Raw genomic sequence first — 17,706 nt, 5'->3', positions numbered from 1 at the left:
TTCGAACCCCGATAACCCCAGACCAGAGCAATATTCCGAAACACGCGAAACGCCGACAATCTCTCCACAGAAACGCCAGCAAAGCACTTGTCCACACTCGCCGCAGCAAGGTTCGCCATCACGCACGCGGACACCGCACACCAGGGCAGAGTGTGAGTATCCACGTCGACATCACACCTACCGATGTCGACGGAGACCGAGCATCCGTCGACGAAACGGAGCCGATCATCCGCTCTTCGATTTGACGCTCACAGGTTCGCCAACTAAATTACAGATCGGTAACGGTGGCATCCGGGGGGATCGACCGCCGCGTACATCTGCCCTCCGGAAGGACCCCGTCACGAATTCCCTGCCACCCGAGCGCGCTCACGACGCCCCGGACACCCCCGAAGAAGCGCCTGCCGCACCCCGCCCGCTGCTGCGGCGCGATCGGCGGAACTCCGCCCCCACGACTCCTGAAGCTCCCCGTACGGCGGACGCACCTTCGGACGCACAGCCTCCCCGCACGACCGACGCATCCACCGAGACGCAGTCCCCCGTCGCCGCGAGCACCCCCACAGACGCGCAGCCTCCCGTCGCCGCAAACACCGCCGCCACGGACACCCCACGCCCGTCGCACTCGAAGGCCACCGGCAAGCCCCGCCGCGCCCGGAACCCGCGAGGGCGTCTCGCGCGAAAGCCCGCAGCATCTCCGGTCCGTCCCCGCCGCGCGAAGCGTCCGTGGGCGAAGGCCAAGGCGCTCGGCGCCACGTTCGCAATCGGCGTGATGGTCACCGGCGCCGCACTGCCCGCGCTCGCCACCGGCAGCGAAGGGGCGGTCGCCGGCGCCACCACCAGCCTCACCACGGCGGCCGCAGCCGACGCCGCGCAGTCTTACACACCGACGTCGGCATCTTCCTCCTCCTCAGACGAGATCCGTGCCGAGATCGCTCCGCGCGGGACCTTCTCGGCGACGACGCCCGAAGAGATCGAAGAGACGCGCTCCCGTGCCGTTGCGGCCGCACTCGCTGCCGGCATGCCGCTCGGAAGCGCGGTCGACATCCCCATCGCCGATCGCATCGTCATGCCGATGGCTGACGGCACCTATTCGTTCACCGATGGCTTCGGCGCTTCCCGCCCGGGCCGGTCTCACCTCGGCCAGGACTTCGCCGCCGGCGTCGGCACGCCGATCAACGCCGCCATGAAGGGCTGCGTCTCCCGCTCCACCGAGAGCTACCAGGGCTACGGCGTGACGATCCAGATCGAGAGCATCGTCGACGGACAGGCCGTCAGCACCGTCTACTCGCACATGAACTACGGAACCCGTGCGGTCGAGGTCGGCGACTGCGTCGACGAGGGTCAGTACATCGGCGACGTCGGATCGACCGGCTACGTGTTCGGCTCTTGCCTGCACTTCGAGGTCCACATCAACACGGTCGCCGTCGACCCGATGCCCTGGCTCCAGACGCACGTGAGCTGACCCGGTCCACCGACTCGGCAGCGGCCACTCAGTCGAGCGCGCTCATCACGTGCTTGATGCGGGTGTAGTCCTCGAACCCGTACTGCGAGAGGTCCTTGCCGTACCCGGAGTGCTTGAACCCGCCGTGGGGCATGTCCGACACGAACGGGATGTGCGTGTTGATCCACACGCAGCCGAAGTCGAGGTCGCGCGAGAAGCGCATCGCCCGCGTGTGATCGGTCGTCCACACCGAGGCCGCGAGCGCATAGGGCACGTCGTTCGCCCACTGGAGCGCCTCGTCGTCGTCGGAGAACGCCTGCACGGTGAGCACCGGGCCGAAGATCTCACCCTGTACGACCTCGTCGTCCTGCCGCACGCCCGACACGATCGTGGCCTCCCAGAAGTAGCCCCGGTCTCCCTGGCGGCGTCCGCCGGTCTCGATGGTCGCGTGTGCAGGAAGCCGGTCGATGAAACCCTGCACCTGAGCGAGCTGTGCCGCGCTGCTCAGCGGCCCGTACAGCACCCCCTCCTCGTGCGGTCCACCGGTGCGCGCGTGCGTCTTCGCCCTCGCCACCAGCGCGGCGACGAGCTCATCGTGCCGCGACTCGTGCACGAGCACGCGTGTGGCCGCCGTGCAGTCCTGTCCGCCGTTGAAGAAGGCCCCGGTGATGATCCCGTCGACCGCTTTCTCGAGCACGGCATCCGCGAACACGATCGCGGGCGCCTTGCCACCGAGTTCCAGGTGCACGCGCTTCACGTCGTTCGCCGCCGAGCGCGCCACCGCCATGCCCGCCCGTACCGAACCGGTGATCGCCACCATCTGCGGGGTCGGATGCTCGACGAGCGCGACCCCCGTGTCGCGATCGCCGAGCACGACATTCAGAGTGCCGGCAGGGGTGTGCAGCGCGACGATCTCGGCGAGCAGAAGCGTGGTCAACGGCGTCGACTCCGCGGGCTTGAGCACGACCGTGTTCCCGGCGGCGAGCGCTGGCGCGATCTTCCAGACGGCCATGTTCAGCGGATAGTTCCACGGCGTCACCTGACCGATCACGCCGACCGGCTCCCGGCGCACGAACGACGTGTGCCCGGCGAGGTACTCCCCCGCCGCCCGACCTTCGAGACTGCGGGCAGCGCCCGCGAAGAAGCGCAGCTGATCGACCGACTGCATGATCTCGTCGGCGACGAGGCTCGCACGCGGCTTGCCGGTGTCCTGCGATTCCAGGTCGGCGAACTCCTCGGCCCGCGACTCCATCTCATCGGCGATGCGGAACAGCGCCAGCTGTCGATCGGCGGGCGTCGTGTCACGCCAGAGCGGGAAGGCCGCGGATGCCGCGGCATAGGCGTCGTCGACGTCGGCACCGTCGGAGATCGGCAGTTCACCGTAGGCGGCTTCGGTGACAGGATCGAGGAGCGGCATCCGTTCCATCCCGGACGCGGGCACGTAGCGACCGCCGATGAAGTTCTGCAACGGCGCGGAGTTCTTCAGAAGGCTGCGGGACATGCCGTCATGGTAGCGCGCGACCTGCGGAATCGGAAGATATCGGCCGCACGCAGCGACTGAATCAGTTGCAGGATCGAGCCATGACTGTCAATATCGACAGATGAACCCCAAGCCTGCCCAGCCTGCACTGGACGACATCTCGAAGCGCATCGTCGAACTCCTGCAGGAGGACGGCCGCCGCCCCTACGCCGAGATCGCGCGCGAGGTCGGGCTCAGCGAAGCCGCCGCCCGTCAGCGTGTGCAGCGGATGACCGAGGCCGGCATCATCCAGATCGTCGCGGTCACCGATCCGATGCAGCTCGGCTTCCACCGCATGTCGATGATCGGCATCCGCGTCTCCGGCGACCCCCGCGCGATCGCTGAAGAGCTCACCACTATCCCCGAGCTGGCCTACGTCGTCGTCACTCTCGGGACGTTCGACATCCTCGTCGAGGCCGTGTGCGAGGACGACGAGCACCTGATCACCCTCATCGCCACCCGCATCCGCACCATCCCGGGCATCGTCCACACCGAGAGCCTGCTCTACGCAGGCCTCTACAAAGACCTCTACAACTGGGGAACGCGCTGAGGCGCACCCCCGACGCATCGGAGTGATCATGGGAACCACCGTCTTCGAACGCCGGCAGCCGCCGCAGGGGGTCGCCGACGACTCCCTGCGCGACACCGCTCTGCGCGTCTTCTGGCTCGACGATGTCGATCGACCGACGCATCCGCGCCTGAACGGCACGGTCCGCGCCGACCTCGCCATCGTCGGCGGCGGCTACGCCGGGCTGTGGACCGCCGTGCGCGCCAAGGAGCGCGACCCCGAGCGCCGCATCGTCCTCGTGGAGGCAGCGCGGATCGCGTGGGCGGCATCCGGTCGCAACGGCGGCTTCTGCGAGTCGAGCCTCACCCACGGTCATGAGAACGGCGTGACCCGGTGGCCCGAGGAGATCGACCGGCTCGAGGAGCTGGGCCACGAGAACCTCGACGGCATCGAGCAGACCGTCGCGCGCTACGGCATGGACGCGGAGTTCGAGCGCACCGGTCAGCTGGCCGTCGCGGTCGAGCCGCACCAGGTCGAGTGGCTCCGCGACGAACCGGGCTTCCTCGACCGCGAAGCCGTGCAGGCGGAGGTGCACTCCGAGACGTTCCTCGCCGGAGCCTGGGACCGCGAGGGCTCGGCGATGGTGCACCCGGCCAAGTTGGGCGTCGAGCTGGCACGCGTGGCCGCGGACCTCGGCGTCGAGATCTACGAGCACAGCATCGTGCGCGCCATCGAGGGCGACGGCTCGGGTCCGATCGCGCTGGTCACGCCGAATGGTCGGGTCGTGGCGGATGCCGTGGCGCTCGGCACCAACGTCTTCCCCTCGCTCCTCAAACGCAACCGTCAGATGACCGTGCCGGTCTACGACTACGTGCTGATGACCGAGCCGCTCTCCGCCGAACAGCTCGCGTCGATCGGCTGGTCGAACCGGCAGGGCCTCGCCGACAGCGCGAACCAGTTCCACTACTACCGGCTCACGGGTGACAACCGCATCCTGTTCGGCGGCTACGACGCGGTCTATCACTACGGCGGCAAGGTGCGTGCGGAGTACGAGGACCGCATCGAGAGCCACCGCAAGCTCGCCTCGCACTTCTTCACGACGTTCCCGCAGCTGGAGGGCTTGCGCTTCACGCACCGCTGGGCCGGGGCGATCGACTCGTCGAGCCGCTTCTGCGCGTTCTTCGGCACCGCCCGCAAGGGCCGCGTCACCTATGCGACCGGCTTCACCGGACTGGGTGTGGGGGCCGCACGCTTCGCCGCCGACGTCATGCTCGACAAACTGTCGGGCGAGGCGACCGAACGCACCGAGCTGCGGATGGTGCGCGAGAAGCCGATCCCGTTCCCGCCGGAACCCGCCGCCTCGATCGGCGTGAACCTGGTGCGCGCGGCCATGGACCGGGCGGACCACAACGAGGGCAAGCGCAACCTGTTCCTCAAGACGCTCGACGCCGTCGGCATGGGCTTCGACTCGTGAACGCTCTCGCGGCGGGGAGCGGGGTGGATGCTCGTGGTCTCGCACTCGCGCACGAGCCGTTGCCCGCGGGCGAGGTGCTCGCCGGCGCCCCGACGACCGCCGTGCACGAGTTGGCGAGTCTCGGCGGGGTCGAGGTCGGCGTGTGGGAGATGACCCCGGGCACTGCGACCGACACCGAGTCCGACGAGGTGTTCGTCGTGCTGAGCGGCCGCGCCACGATCTCGTTCGCCTCGCCGGGGCTGCCCGACCTCGAGGTCGGGCCCGGCTCGGTGGTGCGCCTCGCCGAGGGCATGCGCACGACCTGGACCGTGACCGAGACGCTCCGCAAGGTGTACGTGGCCTGACGGCAGGTCGGCTCAGATCGTCAGGACGACTCGCCCAGCAGCGGTCGCACGGAGGCGTAGGCATCGCGGACGTCGCGCGTCGGCACGTCGTAGACCCGGACGATGCCCGCACCCCCCTGATGACGCGGCCAGCCGGGGTCGCCGTCGACGATGAACGCGACCGCCGCCCCGTGCACCTCATCGGCCAGCTGCTGCGGCGGGTTCGGGCCGGCGAGCGGCTCGATCGCGGGCCCGTCGAGGCAGTCGAAGAAGAACGGCACGTCGAGGCAGTGCTCCGCAAAACCGAAGCGCCCCGACGGCCACGAGAACCGGTAGACCCAGGTCGGCGCCGCGCCCCGATCGGCGACGACCTTCAGCAGCGCCGAGCGGAACATCCGGTCGGTCAGCAGCCGTCCGGCAATGCGGGCATTGCCGAGGCCCGTGATGTCGGCGTTGGCGGCGAGGTACTCGCGGCGCGCGGCCTTCGGCAGCCCGAGCTTTCCCAGCAGGAGCGACCGGGGTACCCAACGGAGCTTCTTCGCCGCATCCGAGAACACCATGGTGAACTCGTCGTCGGTCGCGCCGAGCACGAGCGGCTTGTCGGCGCCGACGCCCGCGGCGAGCGCCTCGCGCGTCGACCGCGGCAGCAGATCGCCGTCGATGCTCGGCCCGAGCGGCAGCCCCTCCTCGATCATGCTGCCGACGGATGACGGCCCGAGCTCGGTCGCCTTCTTCTGCAGCTCGAGCACGCGCTCCTCGTCCAGGGTCGAGAACCCGGCGACGGTCGGCTCGACCCCACCTGCGGCAGCGAGTCCGCGGCCGAACGTCTCGGCGCGGGCGGAGGCGACATCGGCGAGCGCGCCCGAGATCGCGTAGACACCGTGGAACAGGTGCTGCGCTTTCTCCATCCCGAGCAGGGTCAGCACCGCACCGCCACCCGCGGACTGGCCGGCGATCGTGACGCGCGACGGGTCTCCGCCGAAAGCGGCGATGTTCTGCTGCACCCATTCCAACGCGAGCAGCCAGTCGCGCACGCCGCGGTTCGAGGGAGCATCCTCGATCCACCCGAAGCCGTCGAAGCCGAGGCGGTACGAGATCGACACGGTCACGACGCCGTCACGGTTGAAGTTGCGGCCGTCGTACCAGACGCTCGCGGGCGAGCCGGCGAAGTACCCGCCCCCGTGGATCCAGACCAGCACCGGCATCCCGGTTCCCTGCTCGGCGCGGGTCGGACTCGACGTGAACACGTTGACGTTGAGTGTCGACTCGCCCTCGACGCTCGGCTCGGGGATGAGCGTGACGCCGGGATCGCCGCGCTGCGCGGTGGCGGCGAACTCGAGCGCGTCGCGCACACCCTCCCACGGCGCCTTCGGCACGGGCGCCTGGAAGCGCAGCTCGCCGATCGGAGCCTCCGCGAAGGGGATGCCCAGGAATGCCGCCGACCGCGGATTACCGCGCCCTCCGGTGGTCGGACGCCAACGGCCGCGCACTCGTCCTGCGGCGGTCGTCACCTCGACGAACTCGGCGGTCGTCTCGAAGTCGATATCGGTCATCACAGCATTCTCCTGGTCGCAGGCGGCGAGCGGCGACACCGCGAGCGCTCTCAGGCGAGGATCGATGTGACCTCAGCGTGCGGCATCCGCGTCGTCATGACCCCGATCGCCTCGGGGTTGTCATCGACCAGCACGGCATCACGACCGAGCGCCGAGGCCACGGCGCCGGTCGTGCCGCTACCGGCGAAGAGGTCGAGCACCCGGTCGCCGGGGCGACTCGACGCGGTCACGATGCGGCGGAGGATCCCCTCCGGCTTCTGCGTGGGGTAGCCGGTCTTCTCGCGTCCGGTCGTCGGGACGATCGTGTGCCACCACACGTCGGTCGGCAGCTTGCCGCGCGCGGCCTTCTCGGCCGTGACCAGTCCCGGCGCCATATACGGCTCGCGGTCGACCTCTTCGGAGTTGAAGACGTACTCCCGCGGATTCTTCACGTAGACGAGGATCGTGTCGTGCTTGGTGGGCCAGCGGCTGCGCGACTTCGCCCCGTAGTCGTACGCCCAGATGAGCTCGTTGAGGAAGCAGTCCCGACCGAACACGGCGTCGAGCATGACCTTGGCGTAGTGCGCCTCGCGGTAGTCGAGGTGCAGGTACAGGGTGCCGTCGTCGGCGAGCAGCCGCCAGGCCTCCTCGAGCCGCGGCATCAGGAAGGAGCCGTAGTCGTCGAAGCGGTCGTCGTAGGCGCGCAGCATCCCGCGCACCCGCTCGTAGGCATGCCCGTGGAACCCGTGCCGCACCTCGGTCGCGGGCTCGGTCTCGGTCGCCGACGGTTCAGAACTCAGGAAGACCGGTGCCGCATCGCTCGATTCGACGGGCTCCGCGCCCGAATCTGCGGACTCTTCCTGAGTTGTGAACGTCCGCCGCGCGGTGACCACCTGCCGCCCCTGCGTCCGGCCGGTGTTGAACGGCGGGTCGAGGTACACGAGCGTGAAGGAGCCCGACGGCAGGGTCGCCGCGACGGCGAGGTTGTCGCCCTCGATGATGGTGACCGCGCCCGCGGTCACGGCACCCGATGCAGCCACGCCTCGGTGGCGAACTTCGACTCGACGAGAGCCTCCGCGTCGGCATACTCGTCGGCCGTGATCGACCCCGTCTCGGCGTCGGTCAGCGAGCGGAAGGTGTCCTTGAAACGCTCGATGATCTCGGCGCGCTCGAGTCCGGTCTGGCTGCGCAGCGGGTCGACGCGCTTGGCGGCGGAGGTGGTTCCCTTGTCGCTGAGCTTCTCGCGGCCGATGCGCAGCACCTCGGTCATGACCTGGCCGTCGATGTCGTACGACAGGGTCGCGTGGTGCAACACTCCCCCGTTGGCGAGGCGCTTCTGCGCGGCACCGCCGATCTTGCCGGTCGGGCTCGCGATGTCGTTGAGCGGCTGGTAGACCGCGTCGATGCCGAGCGACCGCAGCGCCTGCAGCACCCAGTCGTCGAGGAAGGCGTAGGAGTCGGCGAAGGTCATGCCCGCGACGAGCGATGCCGGCACGTACAGCGAGTACGTGATGATCTGCCCCGCGGCCATGAGCATCGCCCCACCGCCGGAGATGCGGCGGACCACGTCGAACCCGTGCCGGGCGGCGCCTTCGGGGTCGACCTCGTTGCGGTACGACTGGAACGACCCGATCACGACGGCCGACTCGTTCCACTCCCAGATGCGCAGGGTGGGACGCCGTCGCCCCTCGCCCACCCGGGCGGTGAGCACCTCGTCGAGGGCGAGGTTCATGCGCGGCGAGACCGCCTGGTCGTGCACGATCTCCCAGTCGAAGTCGCGCCACCCCGGGGCCGTCACGAGTGCGCGGCGCACGGCGGTGCCGACGGCTTCGGGCGAGAAGCCGAGCAGCTGAGCGCCATCCGGAAGGGCACTGCGGACGGCCGCGGCGATCGCCGTCGAGTCCGTCTCGGCGGGCAGCCCGTTGACCGCGGCGTTGATGTCGTCGAGCGCCGAGTCCGGCTCGAGGAAGAAGTCGCCGGCGAGGCGGAAGCGGGCGATCCGGTCGTCCTCGATCTCGAGGTCGACGACGACGAGCTTTCCACCTGGGACCTTGTATTCACCGTGCACGGTTCCAGCTTAAGGCGCGAGAGCCCCGATCCGGCGGCTCAGCCGTGGCGGAGCAACCACCGGATGGATCAGCCCCCGAGCACCACCACGCGCTCTCCGGCGCGGATCGGCGTCGAGTACCGGTTGCCGGCGGGCGGCAACGGGCAGACGTACTGGTCCGAGAACGCGCACGGCGGCAGATAGGCGCGGTTGAAGTCGATCACGGCCGTGCCGTCGGCGGCGGGCTCGTCGACCGGCAGGAACCGGAAGCGGTACGTCTCCAGGCCGTTGGTGCCGTCGGCGAAGACCGCGCTCAACGCCCCCTGGCCGTTCCTGGTGACGGTCAGCGTCTGGGCTGCCCCCGCCAGCTCGAACCGCAACCGCCCGGCGACCGGCGTCTCCCGGGCCTCACCGTCGACCGACGTGATCAGGATCTGCTCGTCGGGCGTCGCCTCGAACACCGCGGGGAGTCGCCAACGCTCGTCGGGCGCGTAGGCGTCGATCGCGGTGAACCACTCGCGCTGCGGCCGTGCCGGATTCAGCACCCGCAGCGCCAGCGCACCGTGGCGATCGAAGACCCGTAGCTCACGCCGGCCGAGGCGGACGCTCTCCGAACCGCGCAGCACCACGGTCGATCCCGTCTGACCCAGCTCGCTCCCCCGGATGCCGCCGTCGCCGGTCAGCGCCCAGAGCCCGGGGATGCCGTCGACCGCTGCCGCCTCCGTGATGAGCCAGTTCGTCGACTCGAGCGCCGACGGACCGTACTCCGACCCTGCGTAGCGCTCGCGCGACGCGTGCCAGTCCTGCCAGTCCTTCACGAAGCTCATCGGTGCGGTCCCTCCCGTGCGAGGGCACCGCACAGCGGCGCGCTCCTCGCTCCTGCGCGGAATACTGACCCGAATCTACGGTCGTCACCGAGCCCGGAGAACGGGTCCGTCACACGCCTTCACCGGGCGTAACGCCGCGTCACACCGCGCGGAAGCGGGAATGCGATGGACGGTTCTCAGCGCGCGGGGATGTGCGCGTCGAGCCAGGCGAGCACGTCGGCGCGCACCTCTTCCTGCTGCAGCTCGGCGAAGATCTCGTGCCGCGCATCCGGGTACACCAGGGTCGTGATGTCGGTGAGCCCGGAACGGCTGCGGTATTCGTCGGCGAGCTTGTGCACGCTGCGGGGTCCGCCCACCGGGTCGTCGCGACCGACGAGGAGCAGCATCGGGATGTCGCGACCCAGGTCCTTGGCCGGACGCCCGTAGAGCCGCGCGGCCTCGATCGGACCGAAGAGCTTGAGCAGCGGGACGTCGGTCGTGAGCGGATCGTCGGCGAACGCGGCCCATACGGCGGGATCGCGGCTGAGCCATTCGAGCCCGGTGGCGTCTTCGTCCTTCGCCCACCGCGCGTTCAGGGGTGCCGCGTTGAGGAACCCGGGCGTGCGCAGCGCGGAGCCCGAGAGGATCACCGCATCCCACGCCTCCGGGTGGTGGTTCACGAGCATCTGCGCCAGGAACGAACCCCACGAGTGGCCCAGCAGCACCAGCGGCAGGTCGGGGTTCTCGTCGCGGATGATCCCGGTCAGCTGCCAGATCGCATCCTCGGCCGCGCGGAGTCCGCCGATGCCGAGTCGCCCCAGCTTCTCGGGTCCGCCGTGCTGACGGATGCCGGTGCGGCCATGGCCCCGGTGATCGTCGGCGTAGACGTGGAAACCCGCGCCGGTGAGGGCGCCGATCAGGGCGCCGTATCGTCCGGCATGCTCGCCGACACCGTGCAGGAGCTGCACGACTCCGCGCGGAGTACCCGCAGCCGGATGCACGTCGTAGACGATGGCCACGCCATGGGCGTCGGTGAACTCACGCGTATCCGTCACGCTGCGAGCCTAGCGACCGCGGGCCGAGAGCGCCTACCGTGCGACGGCATCCCGGATCGCGAAAGCGATGTCGCGGTCGGTGACCTCGTAGCCGCCGACGCCGTCGGAGGCGGACCCCATCCGCACGCCGCCCTCCTCGATCACCGAGCGCTTCGCGGAGAAGTGGATCGCGTCCACCCCCGCCGCGGCGAGCACCGGCGCACTGGCGACGTCGACTCCACTACCGGCCATGATCTCGATCTCGCCCTCGGCCGCGGCGACGAGTGCACGCAGGGTGTCGATGCCGTCGATCGCGGCGGACGCCCCGCCCGAGGTCAGCACGCGACGCAGGCCGAGTTCGCGGGCGCTGTGCAGCGTCGCCACGGGGTCGGCCGTCACGTCGATGGCGCGGTGCAGGGTGACGGGTGCTCCGCCCGCGGCATCGCGCAGCCGCGCCATGGCGAACAGGTCGAGGCGACCCTCTGCGTCGAGCGCGCCGATGACGACGCCGGTGGCACCGGCAGCGATCGCTCGGCGCACGTCGCGCTCGGTGATCGCCAGCTCGTCGTCGGTGTAGTGGAAGCCGCCGCCGCGCGGCCGGACGAGCACGTGCACCTCCGGTCCGTCCGCTCCGGCTGCCTCGACCGCCAGCTCGAGCGTGGCGGGAGACGGGGTCAGTCCACCGAGGGCGAGGGCCGTGGCGAGTTCGACGCGGTCGGCGCCGATCTCGGCGGCGATGCGCACTCCGGCGGGGTCCTGCACGGCGATTTCCAAGGCGAGTGTTCGGGTCACTCCTCCATTGTGCCCGGCGCCGCGATGGTGTCAGAAAATTAGATAGGCTATCTAAGTAATGTCTGCGTCCGATGAATCCCTCGCCCTCACCGCCACAGACCTGCGCATGGCCACGTTCCGGCTGGCCCGCCGCCTCCGTTGCGCCCGGGCCGCCGACTCGATGAGCGATGCCCAGCTGGCGGTGCTCGCCGACCTGCGCATGAACGGCCGCCGCACGATCTCGACCCTCGCCGTGCGCGAGCGCGTGACCGCACCGTCGATGACCAGCACCATCAACGGTCTCGAGGAGCAGGGCTTCGTCGTGCGCACTCCCGATGAAGAAGATCGCCGCCGCGTGCAGGTCGACATCACCGACGCCGGCGTCGAGCTCGTCGTCGAGACGATCCGCCGCCGCGACGAGCTGCTGGCCGACATGCTGCGCGAGGTCGAGTACACCGAGGCCGAGCTCACCACTCTCCGAGAAGCCAGTGCGCTGATGCGACGGGTGGTGGAGCGATGAGCGCCATGTTCCGTTCCTTCGCGAACATCAACTACCGCATCTGGTTCGCCGGCGCCCTCGTCTCGAACGTCGGCGGCTGGATGCAGGCCACCGCCCAGGACTGGGTCGTGCTCACCGAGCTGACCGACAACGACGCCACCGCGATGGGCGTCACCATGGCGCTGCAGTTCGGTCCGCCGCTCGTGCTGGTGAGCCTCACCGGATGGGTGGCCGACCGCTTCGATCGACGCCACATCCTGTTCGCCACCCAGTCGGCACTGCTGGGGTTGGCCATCGCGGTCGGCGTGCTGCTGCTCAACGATGTGATGACCCTGCCGATGATGTTCGCCTTCGCCCTCGGTTTCGGTGTCGTGAACGCGTTCGACGCTCCGGCCCGGCAGGCGTTCGTCTCCGACATGGTGTCGACGGGCGACACCTCGAACGCGGTCGCCCTGAACTCGGCATCCTTCAACCTCGCCCGCATGGTCGGCCCGGCGGTCGGCGGTCTGCTGATCGTGGCGATCGGCTCCGGCTGGGTCTTCATCGTGAACGCCGCGACCTTCCTCGCGATGATCCTCGCGCTGTCGATGCTGCGCACCGGCCTGCTCGCGCCACGGCTGAAGAACCGCAACCGCGGCGGACTCGCGGCCGGGTTCCGCTACGTGTGGGGGCGCAGCGACCTGCGGGTCGTGTTCGTCACGGTGTTCCTGATCGGCGCGTTCGGCATGAACTTCCCGATCTTCGCCTCGACCATGGCGCTCGAGTTCGGCGCGGGCGCCGACGGCTACGGCGTGCTCAGCTCGGTGCTCGCGATCGGCTCGCTGATCGGCGCGCTGCTCGCGGCTCGCCGTGATCGCGCGCGGGTGCGCGTGGTGATCCTCGCCGCCGGTGGATTCGGCATCGCCGCGTTCGTGTCATCCGCCATGCCGACGTATGCCTCGTATGCCGTCACCCTGACCTTCACCGGCTTCATGATCGTGACGCTGCTCACCACCGCCAACGGCTACGTGCAGATCACGACCGAGCCGGCGCTGCGCGGGCGCGTGCTCGCCCTGTACATGGCCGTCATCATGGGCTCGACCCCCGTGGGTGCTCCCATCGCCGGGTGGGTCGCCGACTCCTTCGGTCCGCGCGCGGCCATCATGCTCGGCGGTACGGCCGGATTCGTCGCCTGCGCGATCGGGGTGATCTGGGTGGCGACCTCGGGCCGCCTGCGCCGCGCCGAGAACCGCCGCTTCCTGCTCACCCTCGACGAGACCCGCCCGCTGAGTGTGGTCGAGCGGCCCGACCCGATCGAGTTCAGCGACGAAGCAGCCGTCACCACGCCCATCCGCACGGCGAAGAGGAACGACCTCGAGGGCTGAGCCTCTTTCCTCGGTTTGTCAACGCCCTCTACGGAGTGCACCTGGCGTACGTACCGTCGGTACATGGACGACAACACGGAACGCACACCCCACCCGCAGGACCCGGCCGAGGGCGCTCCCGGCGTCGGCGTCCCCGATGAGGATGCCGGTCAGGGCGACGGCACCGGCGGCGCGATCCAGGGCGACAGCTCGCGCGGCGAATCGACCGGCGGCGCCATCCAGGGCGATGCCGGCCAGGGCCACCGCTCTGCCCTCGGGGGCGACGAGGGGACCGAAGACCAACTCGACGCCGACAACGCCGCCGAGGAAGACACGTTCAAGACGCTCGACCCGGATTCCCCACCGGCCTGAGCGCTCCGAGAGGGCAGCGTCACCGCAGCCGTCTCCCCCAGAGACGGCCTCCCCCCTGCGGTGGCGCTGCCCGTAACACCGGCCTGACGCCGAGTACTACGCGCCGAGGACGAGCTTGAGCTGCTCCACCGCCCAGTCGAGCTCGGTCGCGCGGATCACGAGCGGCGGCGCGATGCGCACCGTCTGACCGTGCGTGTCCTTGACGAGCACACCCCGATCAAGCAGCTTCTCGGCGATCTCGCGGCCGGTTCCCCGGGCGGGATCGATGTCGACGCCCGCCCACAGGCCCGCGATGCGCACCGCGGTCACGCCGTGTCCGATCAGCGGCTGCAGCGCCTGCTCCAGGTGCGCACCGAGCGCCCGCGCGCGCTCCTGGAACTCACCGGTCTGCAGCATCTCGACCACGCGCAGACCCACGGCCGCGGCCAGCGGGTTGCCACCGAAGGTCGAACCGTGCTCGCCCGGACGGATCACACCGAGCACATCGGTGTTCCCGACCACGGCCGAGACGGGGAGGATGCCGCCGCCGAGAGCCTTGCCCAGCAGATACAGGTCCGGCACGACGCCCTCGCGGTCGCAGGCGAACGTCTCGCCCACACGGCCGAGCCCGGCCTGGATCTCGTCGGCGATGAACAGAACGTTCTTCTCGTCGCAGATCTCGCGGATGCGGCGCAGGTATCCCTCCGGCGGGATCACGACGCCGGCCTCACCCTGGATGGGCTCTACGAGCACGGCGGCCGTGTCGTCGGTGATGGCCGCGGCGATGGCCTCCGCGTCGCCGTACGGCACGACGTCGAAGCCGGGCGTGTACGGACCGAAGTCATCACGAGCCTGCTCGTCGTCGCTGAAGCTGACGATCGTGGTCGTGCGGCCGTGGAAGTTGCCGGCCGCGACGATGATGCGCGCCTTGCCCGCAGCGATCCCCTTGACCCGGTAGCCCCAGGCGCGGGCGACCTTGATGCCGGTCTCGACCGCCTCGGCGCCGGTGTTCATCGGCAGCACCAGGTCCTTGCCGGCAAGCTCTGCGAGCGCCGCGGCGAACGGCTCGAGCCGGTCGCTCTGGAATGCGCGGCTGACGAGCGTGACCCGGCCGAGCTGCTCGGTGAGCGCGGCCACGAGCGCCGGATGCCGGTGCCCGAAGTTCACGGCCGAGTACGCGGCGAGCAGGTCGAGGTAGCGCTTGCCCTCGACATCCGTCACCCAGGCGCCCTCACCGCGGGCGATGTTCACCGGCAGCGGGTGGTAGTTGTGCGCGACGTGCGGCTCGGCGACGACCTCGGTGGCCTCGCCCTCGTTCGCGAGGTCGACCGCGGTCACTTGGCACCCCGCAGCTCGAGCGTGCAGCACTTGATGCCGCCGCCGCCGAGCAGCAGCTCGGAGAGGTCGACGGTGATCGGGTTGTAGCCGCGCTCGCGCAGCTGCTTCTCGAAGCCCTTGGCGCGCGGCGAGATGATCACGTTGTAGCCGTCGCTCGCCGAGTTGAGCCCGAACACCGAACCGTCTTCGTCCGACACGAGGATCGCGTCGGGGAAGCGCTTCTCGAGTTCGGCACGGCTGGCGTCGTCGAAGGCGCCGGGGAGGTAGGCGATGTTCGCGCGCTCGGGGCCGCCGTTCTCGGTGCCCTGCACCGGGTCGAGCACGGCGATCGCGGTGTCGAGGTGGTAGAAACGCGGGTCGACGAGGTTCAGCGACACGACCTCGCGGCCGAAGACCTCGCCGACCTCGCGGTGGCTGTCTCCGGTGGAGCGGAAGCCGGTGCCGGCCAGGATCACATCGCCGACGAGCAGGAAGTCACCCTCGCCCTCGTTGACCTCCTTCGGCATCACGGTGTCGTAGCCTGCGGCGCGGAACCAGTCGGCGAACGCCGGCGACTCGCCCTGGCGCTCGACGAAACGGAACTCGGGCACGTACGCGCGACCGTCGATCAGGAATCCGCCGTTGGCCGTGTAGACCATGTCGGGGTAGCCGGCGAGCGGCTCGATGAGCTCGACGGTGTGGCCGAGCTCGAGGTACAGGTCGTGCAGCTTCTGCCACTGCGCCACGGCGTTGGCGGTGTCGGTGGGCCGCGACGGCTCCATCCACGGGTTGATGGAGTAGTTCACGGTGAAGTGCTCCGGCTTGCACATCAGGTAGTGACGGCGGTGCGCGGTGCGGGCGGGTGCTGTGGTGACGGCGGCTTCAGGCGTCGACATGGATGCTCCTCGAATGGACGGGCGCGGCGGACGCTGTCCTGGGGCCCGACGGTCCTTCGACCCGCTGCTCGTTCAGAGCCGGCGACGGGGAAGATGCGACTCGGGCACGCCGGAGTCCATTGTGTCACCCACCCCCTGTACGCCGCCAGAGCCGCGCTCCATCCGAGGCGCTCAGACCCCCGAGGCGCGGACCACGATCTTCCCCACGGTGTGCCCGGCCTCGAGGTGGGCGAGGGCTGCGGATGCTTCCGCGAACGGATACTCGCGCTCGATCACGGGCACGATGCGGCCGTCGGCGACGAGTTCGAGGAGCTTGGCCAGGACCTCGGGTCGCGGCGTCGCGGCGAGGGGACGGATGCTCCGCGAGCCGATCGACAGGACCGCGGCCCGCAGCATCCGCGGGATGGGACCCAGCACGTGACCGCCATCGCCCGTGACCAGCACGATCCGGCCGCCGTGCCCGACGAGGCGCTGCAGCTCGCGCAGCGGCATCCCTCCGGCGATGTCGACGATCGCGTCGAAGCGGCCGGCCGGGATCTCGCTCAGCGGCGACACCCGATGGTCGAACGTGCGCACGGCGCCGAGGCGCTCGACCAGCGGTGCATTGCGGGCGCTGCACGTGGCCCAGACTTCGGCGCCACGGAGGGCGGCGAGCTGCACCGCGAACGTGCCGACGCCACCGGATGCGCCGATGATCAGCACCCGAGGCGCCTCACCCCCGCGCAAGCCGACGCCCGCCAGGTCCAGGGCCTGCCACGCGGTGCCGCCGGCGATGGGGAGGGAGGATGCGGCCTCGGGCGTGATGTCGGGCGGGATCGGCACGAGTCGGGAGGCGGGAACGCGCACGTACTCGGCGAGTCCTCCGCCTCCGACCAGCTCGCCCACGACCTCCTCGCCGATCTCGGCGCTCACCACGTCGGGCCCGACCGCGACGACGGTGCCGGCGACTTCCATCCCGCGCACCGGATGCTTCGGACGGGTGAGGCCGAAGACCGGGCGCACGAGGAGTGGATCGCCCAGCAGCAGCCGCACGTCACCCGCGTTCAGGGAAGTGGCCCGGACCTTAAGGAGCACTTCGCCGCGGTGCGGCGCCGGCACCGGGATCTGCTCGAGGTTCACCCCGGATGACGGGCCGTAGGTCTCGCGTCGCCAGGCGTTCATCGTCTCGGTCATGATGATGCTCCTCCGGATGCGGGTGGGGCGGGGTAGGCGAACAGGTCGTCGATCCCGACCCCGAACGCCCGCGCGATCTGGAACGCCAGCTCCAGCGTGGGCGAGTACTTCTGCTGCTCGATGGCGATGAGCGTCTGCCGCGTCACGCCGACGGTGCGGGCGAGTTCGGCCTGGGTGAGCCCGGCCTGCTCGCGATGCGCGCGGATGCTGTTGGAGACGAGGGTCGGCTTCACCATCAGACGAGCCCCCGCCGGTAGGCGATCACGCGGGCGATGCCCCCGACGAGCGCGGACACCGCGAAGCCGAGGTACATGGTGTTCGCGATCCAGAACACATCGGCGCCGACCGCGCACAGTGCGATGACCCCGAGCCCGGCGATCACGACGAAGGCCTGCTCGACCCGGCCGCCCATGCGACCGATGTCACGGTCGCGGATGTCGGAGCGGCCGACGCCATCCGGGTCCCTCATCCCGGCGAGGATGCCCCAGACGATGCTGATCACGATCGTCGCGACGATGCCTCCGCCGATCGTCCACAGCATGAGCGGGAACCAGTCGACGGCGGTGAGCGGCCCTCCCCCGGCTTGCTGCAGCACCAGCACGACGTAGACGACCAGCGCGATCGGGCTGACGATGAGTCCCGCCCAGGCGTTGCGTTCCTCGTAGACCATGATGC

General features: G+C 69.9%; 19 protein-coding genes. 7 read left to right on the top strand and 12 right to left on the bottom strand.

Going from position 1 to position 17,706, the window contains the following annotated elements; all coding sequences use genetic code 11:
- Positions 1-766 precede the first annotated feature (766 nt).
- Positions 767-1,459 carry a M23 family metallopeptidase gene (locus J7E45_RS12985; RefSeq protein WP_251054219.1) on the top strand — a complete coding sequence of 231 codons (693 nt, stop codon included), beginning with the start codon at positions 767-769 and terminating at the stop codon, positions 1,457-1,459.
- A 28-nt stretch (positions 1,460-1,487) separates the two neighbouring features.
- On the opposite strand, the gene J7E45_RS12980 is transcribed toward J7E45_RS12985, so the two are convergent.
- Entirely contained in the window at positions 1,488-2,939 is a 1,452-nt protein-coding gene (locus J7E45_RS12980) for a gamma-aminobutyraldehyde dehydrogenase (RefSeq protein WP_215069685.1), read from the bottom strand.
- A gap of 100 nt (positions 2,940-3,039) precedes the next feature.
- On the opposite strand from J7E45_RS12980, the gene J7E45_RS12975 reads away from it, so the two are divergent.
- The 3 genes from J7E45_RS12975 to J7E45_RS12965 are packed head-to-tail and all read left to right on the top strand — an operon-like array spanning position 3,040 to position 5,283.
- On the top strand, positions 3,040-3,507 hold the full coding sequence (locus J7E45_RS12975) for an Lrp/AsnC family transcriptional regulator (protein ID WP_215069684.1): 468 nt from the start codon (positions 3,040-3,042) through the stop codon (positions 3,505-3,507).
- Between the two features lie 28 nt (positions 3,508-3,535).
- Entirely contained in the window at positions 3,536-4,939 is a 1,404-nt protein-coding gene (locus J7E45_RS12970; RefSeq protein WP_215069681.1) for an FAD-binding oxidoreductase, read from the top strand.
- The gene (locus J7E45_RS12965; protein ID WP_215069679.1) at positions 4,936-5,283 is read left to right on the top strand and encodes a cupin domain-containing protein; all 348 of its coding nucleotides are present in this window, start codon (positions 4,936-4,938) and stop codon (positions 5,281-5,283) included. The genes J7E45_RS12970 and J7E45_RS12965 overlap by 4 nt, the downstream gene beginning before the upstream one ends.
- Positions 5,284-5,303: 20 nt before the next feature.
- On the opposite strand, the gene J7E45_RS12960 is transcribed toward J7E45_RS12965, so the two are convergent.
- From J7E45_RS12960 to J7E45_RS12935, 6 genes are all read right to left on the bottom strand, one after another.
- Complete coding sequence (locus J7E45_RS12960; RefSeq protein WP_215069677.1) at positions 5,304-6,815, bottom strand: carboxylesterase/lipase family protein; 1,512 nt, start codon at positions 6,813-6,815, stop codon at positions 5,304-5,306.
- Positions 6,816-6,865: 50 nt separating this feature from the next.
- Positions 6,866-7,834 (bottom strand): site-specific DNA-methyltransferase, encoded by a 969-nt coding sequence (locus J7E45_RS12955; protein WP_308162121.1) that lies wholly within the window; start codon positions 7,832-7,834, stop codon positions 6,866-6,868.
- Positions 7,813-8,862: a biotin/lipoate A/B protein ligase family protein gene (locus J7E45_RS12950; RefSeq protein ID WP_091031347.1), complete on the bottom strand. Its 1,050-nt coding sequence runs from the start codon at positions 8,860-8,862 to the stop codon at positions 7,813-7,815. The genes J7E45_RS12955 and J7E45_RS12950 overlap by 22 nt, the downstream gene beginning before the upstream one ends.
- A gap of 68 nt (positions 8,863-8,930) precedes the next feature.
- Entirely contained in the window at positions 8,931-9,668 is a 738-nt protein-coding gene (locus J7E45_RS12945) for a DUF1684 domain-containing protein (RefSeq protein WP_091031350.1), read from the bottom strand.
- Between the two features lie 176 nt (positions 9,669-9,844).
- Entirely contained in the window at positions 9,845-10,702 is an 858-nt protein-coding gene (locus J7E45_RS12940; protein WP_167632583.1) for an alpha/beta fold hydrolase, read from the bottom strand.
- A 33-nt stretch (positions 10,703-10,735) separates the two neighbouring features.
- Positions 10,736-11,473 carry a copper homeostasis protein CutC gene (locus J7E45_RS12935; RefSeq protein ID WP_215069675.1) on the bottom strand — a complete coding sequence of 246 codons (738 nt, stop codon included), beginning with the start codon at positions 11,471-11,473 and terminating at the stop codon, positions 10,736-10,738.
- Positions 11,474-11,531: 58 nt separating this feature from the next.
- Between J7E45_RS12935 and J7E45_RS12930 the strand changes: the two genes are divergently transcribed.
- The 3 genes from J7E45_RS12930 (at position 11,532) to J7E45_RS12920 (ending at position 13,666) form a co-directional block, all read left to right on the top strand.
- Entirely contained in the window at positions 11,532-11,972 is a 441-nt protein-coding gene (locus J7E45_RS12930) for a MarR family winged helix-turn-helix transcriptional regulator (protein WP_091031361.1), read from the top strand.
- A gap of 5 nt (positions 11,973-11,977) precedes the next feature.
- Positions 11,978-13,315, top strand: a complete 1,338-nt coding sequence (locus J7E45_RS12925; RefSeq protein ID WP_091032247.1) for an MFS transporter — start codon at positions 11,978-11,980, stop codon at positions 13,313-13,315.
- 63 nt (positions 13,316-13,378) lie between these two features.
- Positions 13,379-13,666, top strand: a complete 288-nt coding sequence (locus J7E45_RS12920) for a hypothetical protein (protein ID WP_215069673.1) — start codon at positions 13,379-13,381, stop codon at positions 13,664-13,666.
- A gap of 96 nt (positions 13,667-13,762) precedes the next feature.
- On the opposite strand, the gene rocD is transcribed toward J7E45_RS12920, so the two are convergent.
- The 5 genes from rocD to J7E45_RS12895 all read right to left on the bottom strand — a co-directional run bounded on the left by rocD (position 13,763) and on the right by J7E45_RS12895 (position 17,701).
- Positions 13,763-14,983, bottom strand: coding sequence for an ornithine--oxo-acid transaminase (gene rocD, locus J7E45_RS12915; RefSeq protein ID WP_215069671.1), 1,221 nt, complete (start codon positions 14,981-14,983; stop codon positions 13,763-13,765).
- A complete protein-coding gene (gene ddaH / locus J7E45_RS12910; RefSeq protein WP_215069669.1) occupies positions 14,980-15,858 on the bottom strand; it encodes a dimethylargininase in 879 nt (292 codons plus the stop codon). Before ddaH ends, rocD begins: the two co-directional genes overlap by 4 nt.
- A gap of 171 nt (positions 15,859-16,029) precedes the next feature.
- The gene (locus J7E45_RS12905) at positions 16,030-17,031 is read right to left on the bottom strand and encodes an NAD(P)-dependent alcohol dehydrogenase (RefSeq protein ID WP_167632587.1); all 1,002 of its coding nucleotides are present in this window, start codon (positions 17,029-17,031) and stop codon (positions 16,030-16,032) included.
- Complete coding sequence (locus tag J7E45_RS12900) at positions 17,028-17,267, bottom strand: helix-turn-helix transcriptional regulator (protein WP_091031373.1); 240 nt, start codon at positions 17,265-17,267, stop codon at positions 17,028-17,030. The genes J7E45_RS12905 and J7E45_RS12900 overlap by 4 nt, the downstream gene beginning before the upstream one ends.
- Entirely contained in the window at positions 17,267-17,701 is a 435-nt protein-coding gene (locus tag J7E45_RS12895; protein ID WP_215069667.1) for a hypothetical protein, read from the bottom strand. Before J7E45_RS12895 ends, J7E45_RS12900 begins: the two co-directional genes overlap by 1 nt.
- Positions 17,702-17,706: the final 5 nt, after the last annotated feature.

This window comes from Microbacterium sp. ISL-59, from assembly GCF_018613945.1.
GTDB lineage: Bacteria > Actinomycetota > Actinomycetes > Actinomycetales > Microbacteriaceae > Microbacterium > Microbacterium oxydans_B.
This window is presented reverse-complemented; position numbering and strand designations above follow the sequence as displayed.

Excerpts from the sequence above, each read along its gene's own strand:
- J7E45_RS12985 (WP_251054219.1), top strand. The coding sequence starts at position 767 with ATGGTCACCGGCGCCGCACTGCCCGCGCTCGCCACCGGCAGCGAAGGG.
- J7E45_RS12980 (WP_215069685.1), bottom strand. The coding sequence starts at position 2,939 with ATGTCCCGCAGCCTTCTGAAGAACTCCGCGCCGTTGCAGAACTTCATC.
- J7E45_RS12975 (WP_215069684.1), top strand. The coding sequence starts at position 3,040 with ATGAACCCCAAGCCTGCCCAGCCTGCACTGGACGACATCTCGAAGCGC.
- J7E45_RS12970 (WP_215069681.1), top strand. The coding sequence starts at position 3,536 with ATGGGAACCACCGTCTTCGAACGCCGGCAGCCGCCGCAGGGGGTCGCC.
- J7E45_RS12960 (WP_215069677.1), bottom strand. The coding sequence starts at position 6,815 with ATGACCGATATCGACTTCGAGACGACCGCCGAGTTCGTCGAGGTGACG.
- J7E45_RS12945 (WP_091031350.1), bottom strand. The coding sequence starts at position 9,668 with ATGAGCTTCGTGAAGGACTGGCAGGACTGGCACGCGTCGCGCGAGCGC.
- J7E45_RS12930 (WP_091031361.1), top strand. The coding sequence starts at position 11,532 with ATGTCTGCGTCCGATGAATCCCTCGCCCTCACCGCCACAGACCTGCGC.
- J7E45_RS12925 (WP_091032247.1), top strand. The coding sequence starts at position 11,978 with ATGTTCCGTTCCTTCGCGAACATCAACTACCGCATCTGGTTCGCCGGC.
- J7E45_RS12920 (WP_215069673.1), top strand. The coding sequence starts at position 13,379 with ATGGACGACAACACGGAACGCACACCCCACCCGCAGGACCCGGCCGAG.
- ddaH (WP_215069669.1), bottom strand. The coding sequence starts at position 15,858 with ATGTCGACGCCTGAAGCCGCCGTCACCACAGCACCCGCCCGCACCGCG.
- J7E45_RS12905 (WP_167632587.1), bottom strand. The coding sequence starts at position 17,031 with ATGACCGAGACGATGAACGCCTGGCGACGCGAGACCTACGGCCCGTCA.
- J7E45_RS12900 (WP_091031373.1), bottom strand. The coding sequence starts at position 17,267 with ATGGTGAAGCCGACCCTCGTCTCCAACAGCATCCGCGCGCATCGCGAG.
- J7E45_RS12895 (WP_215069667.1), bottom strand. The coding sequence starts at position 17,701 with ATGGTCTACGAGGAACGCAACGCCTGGGCGGGACTCATCGTCAGCCCG.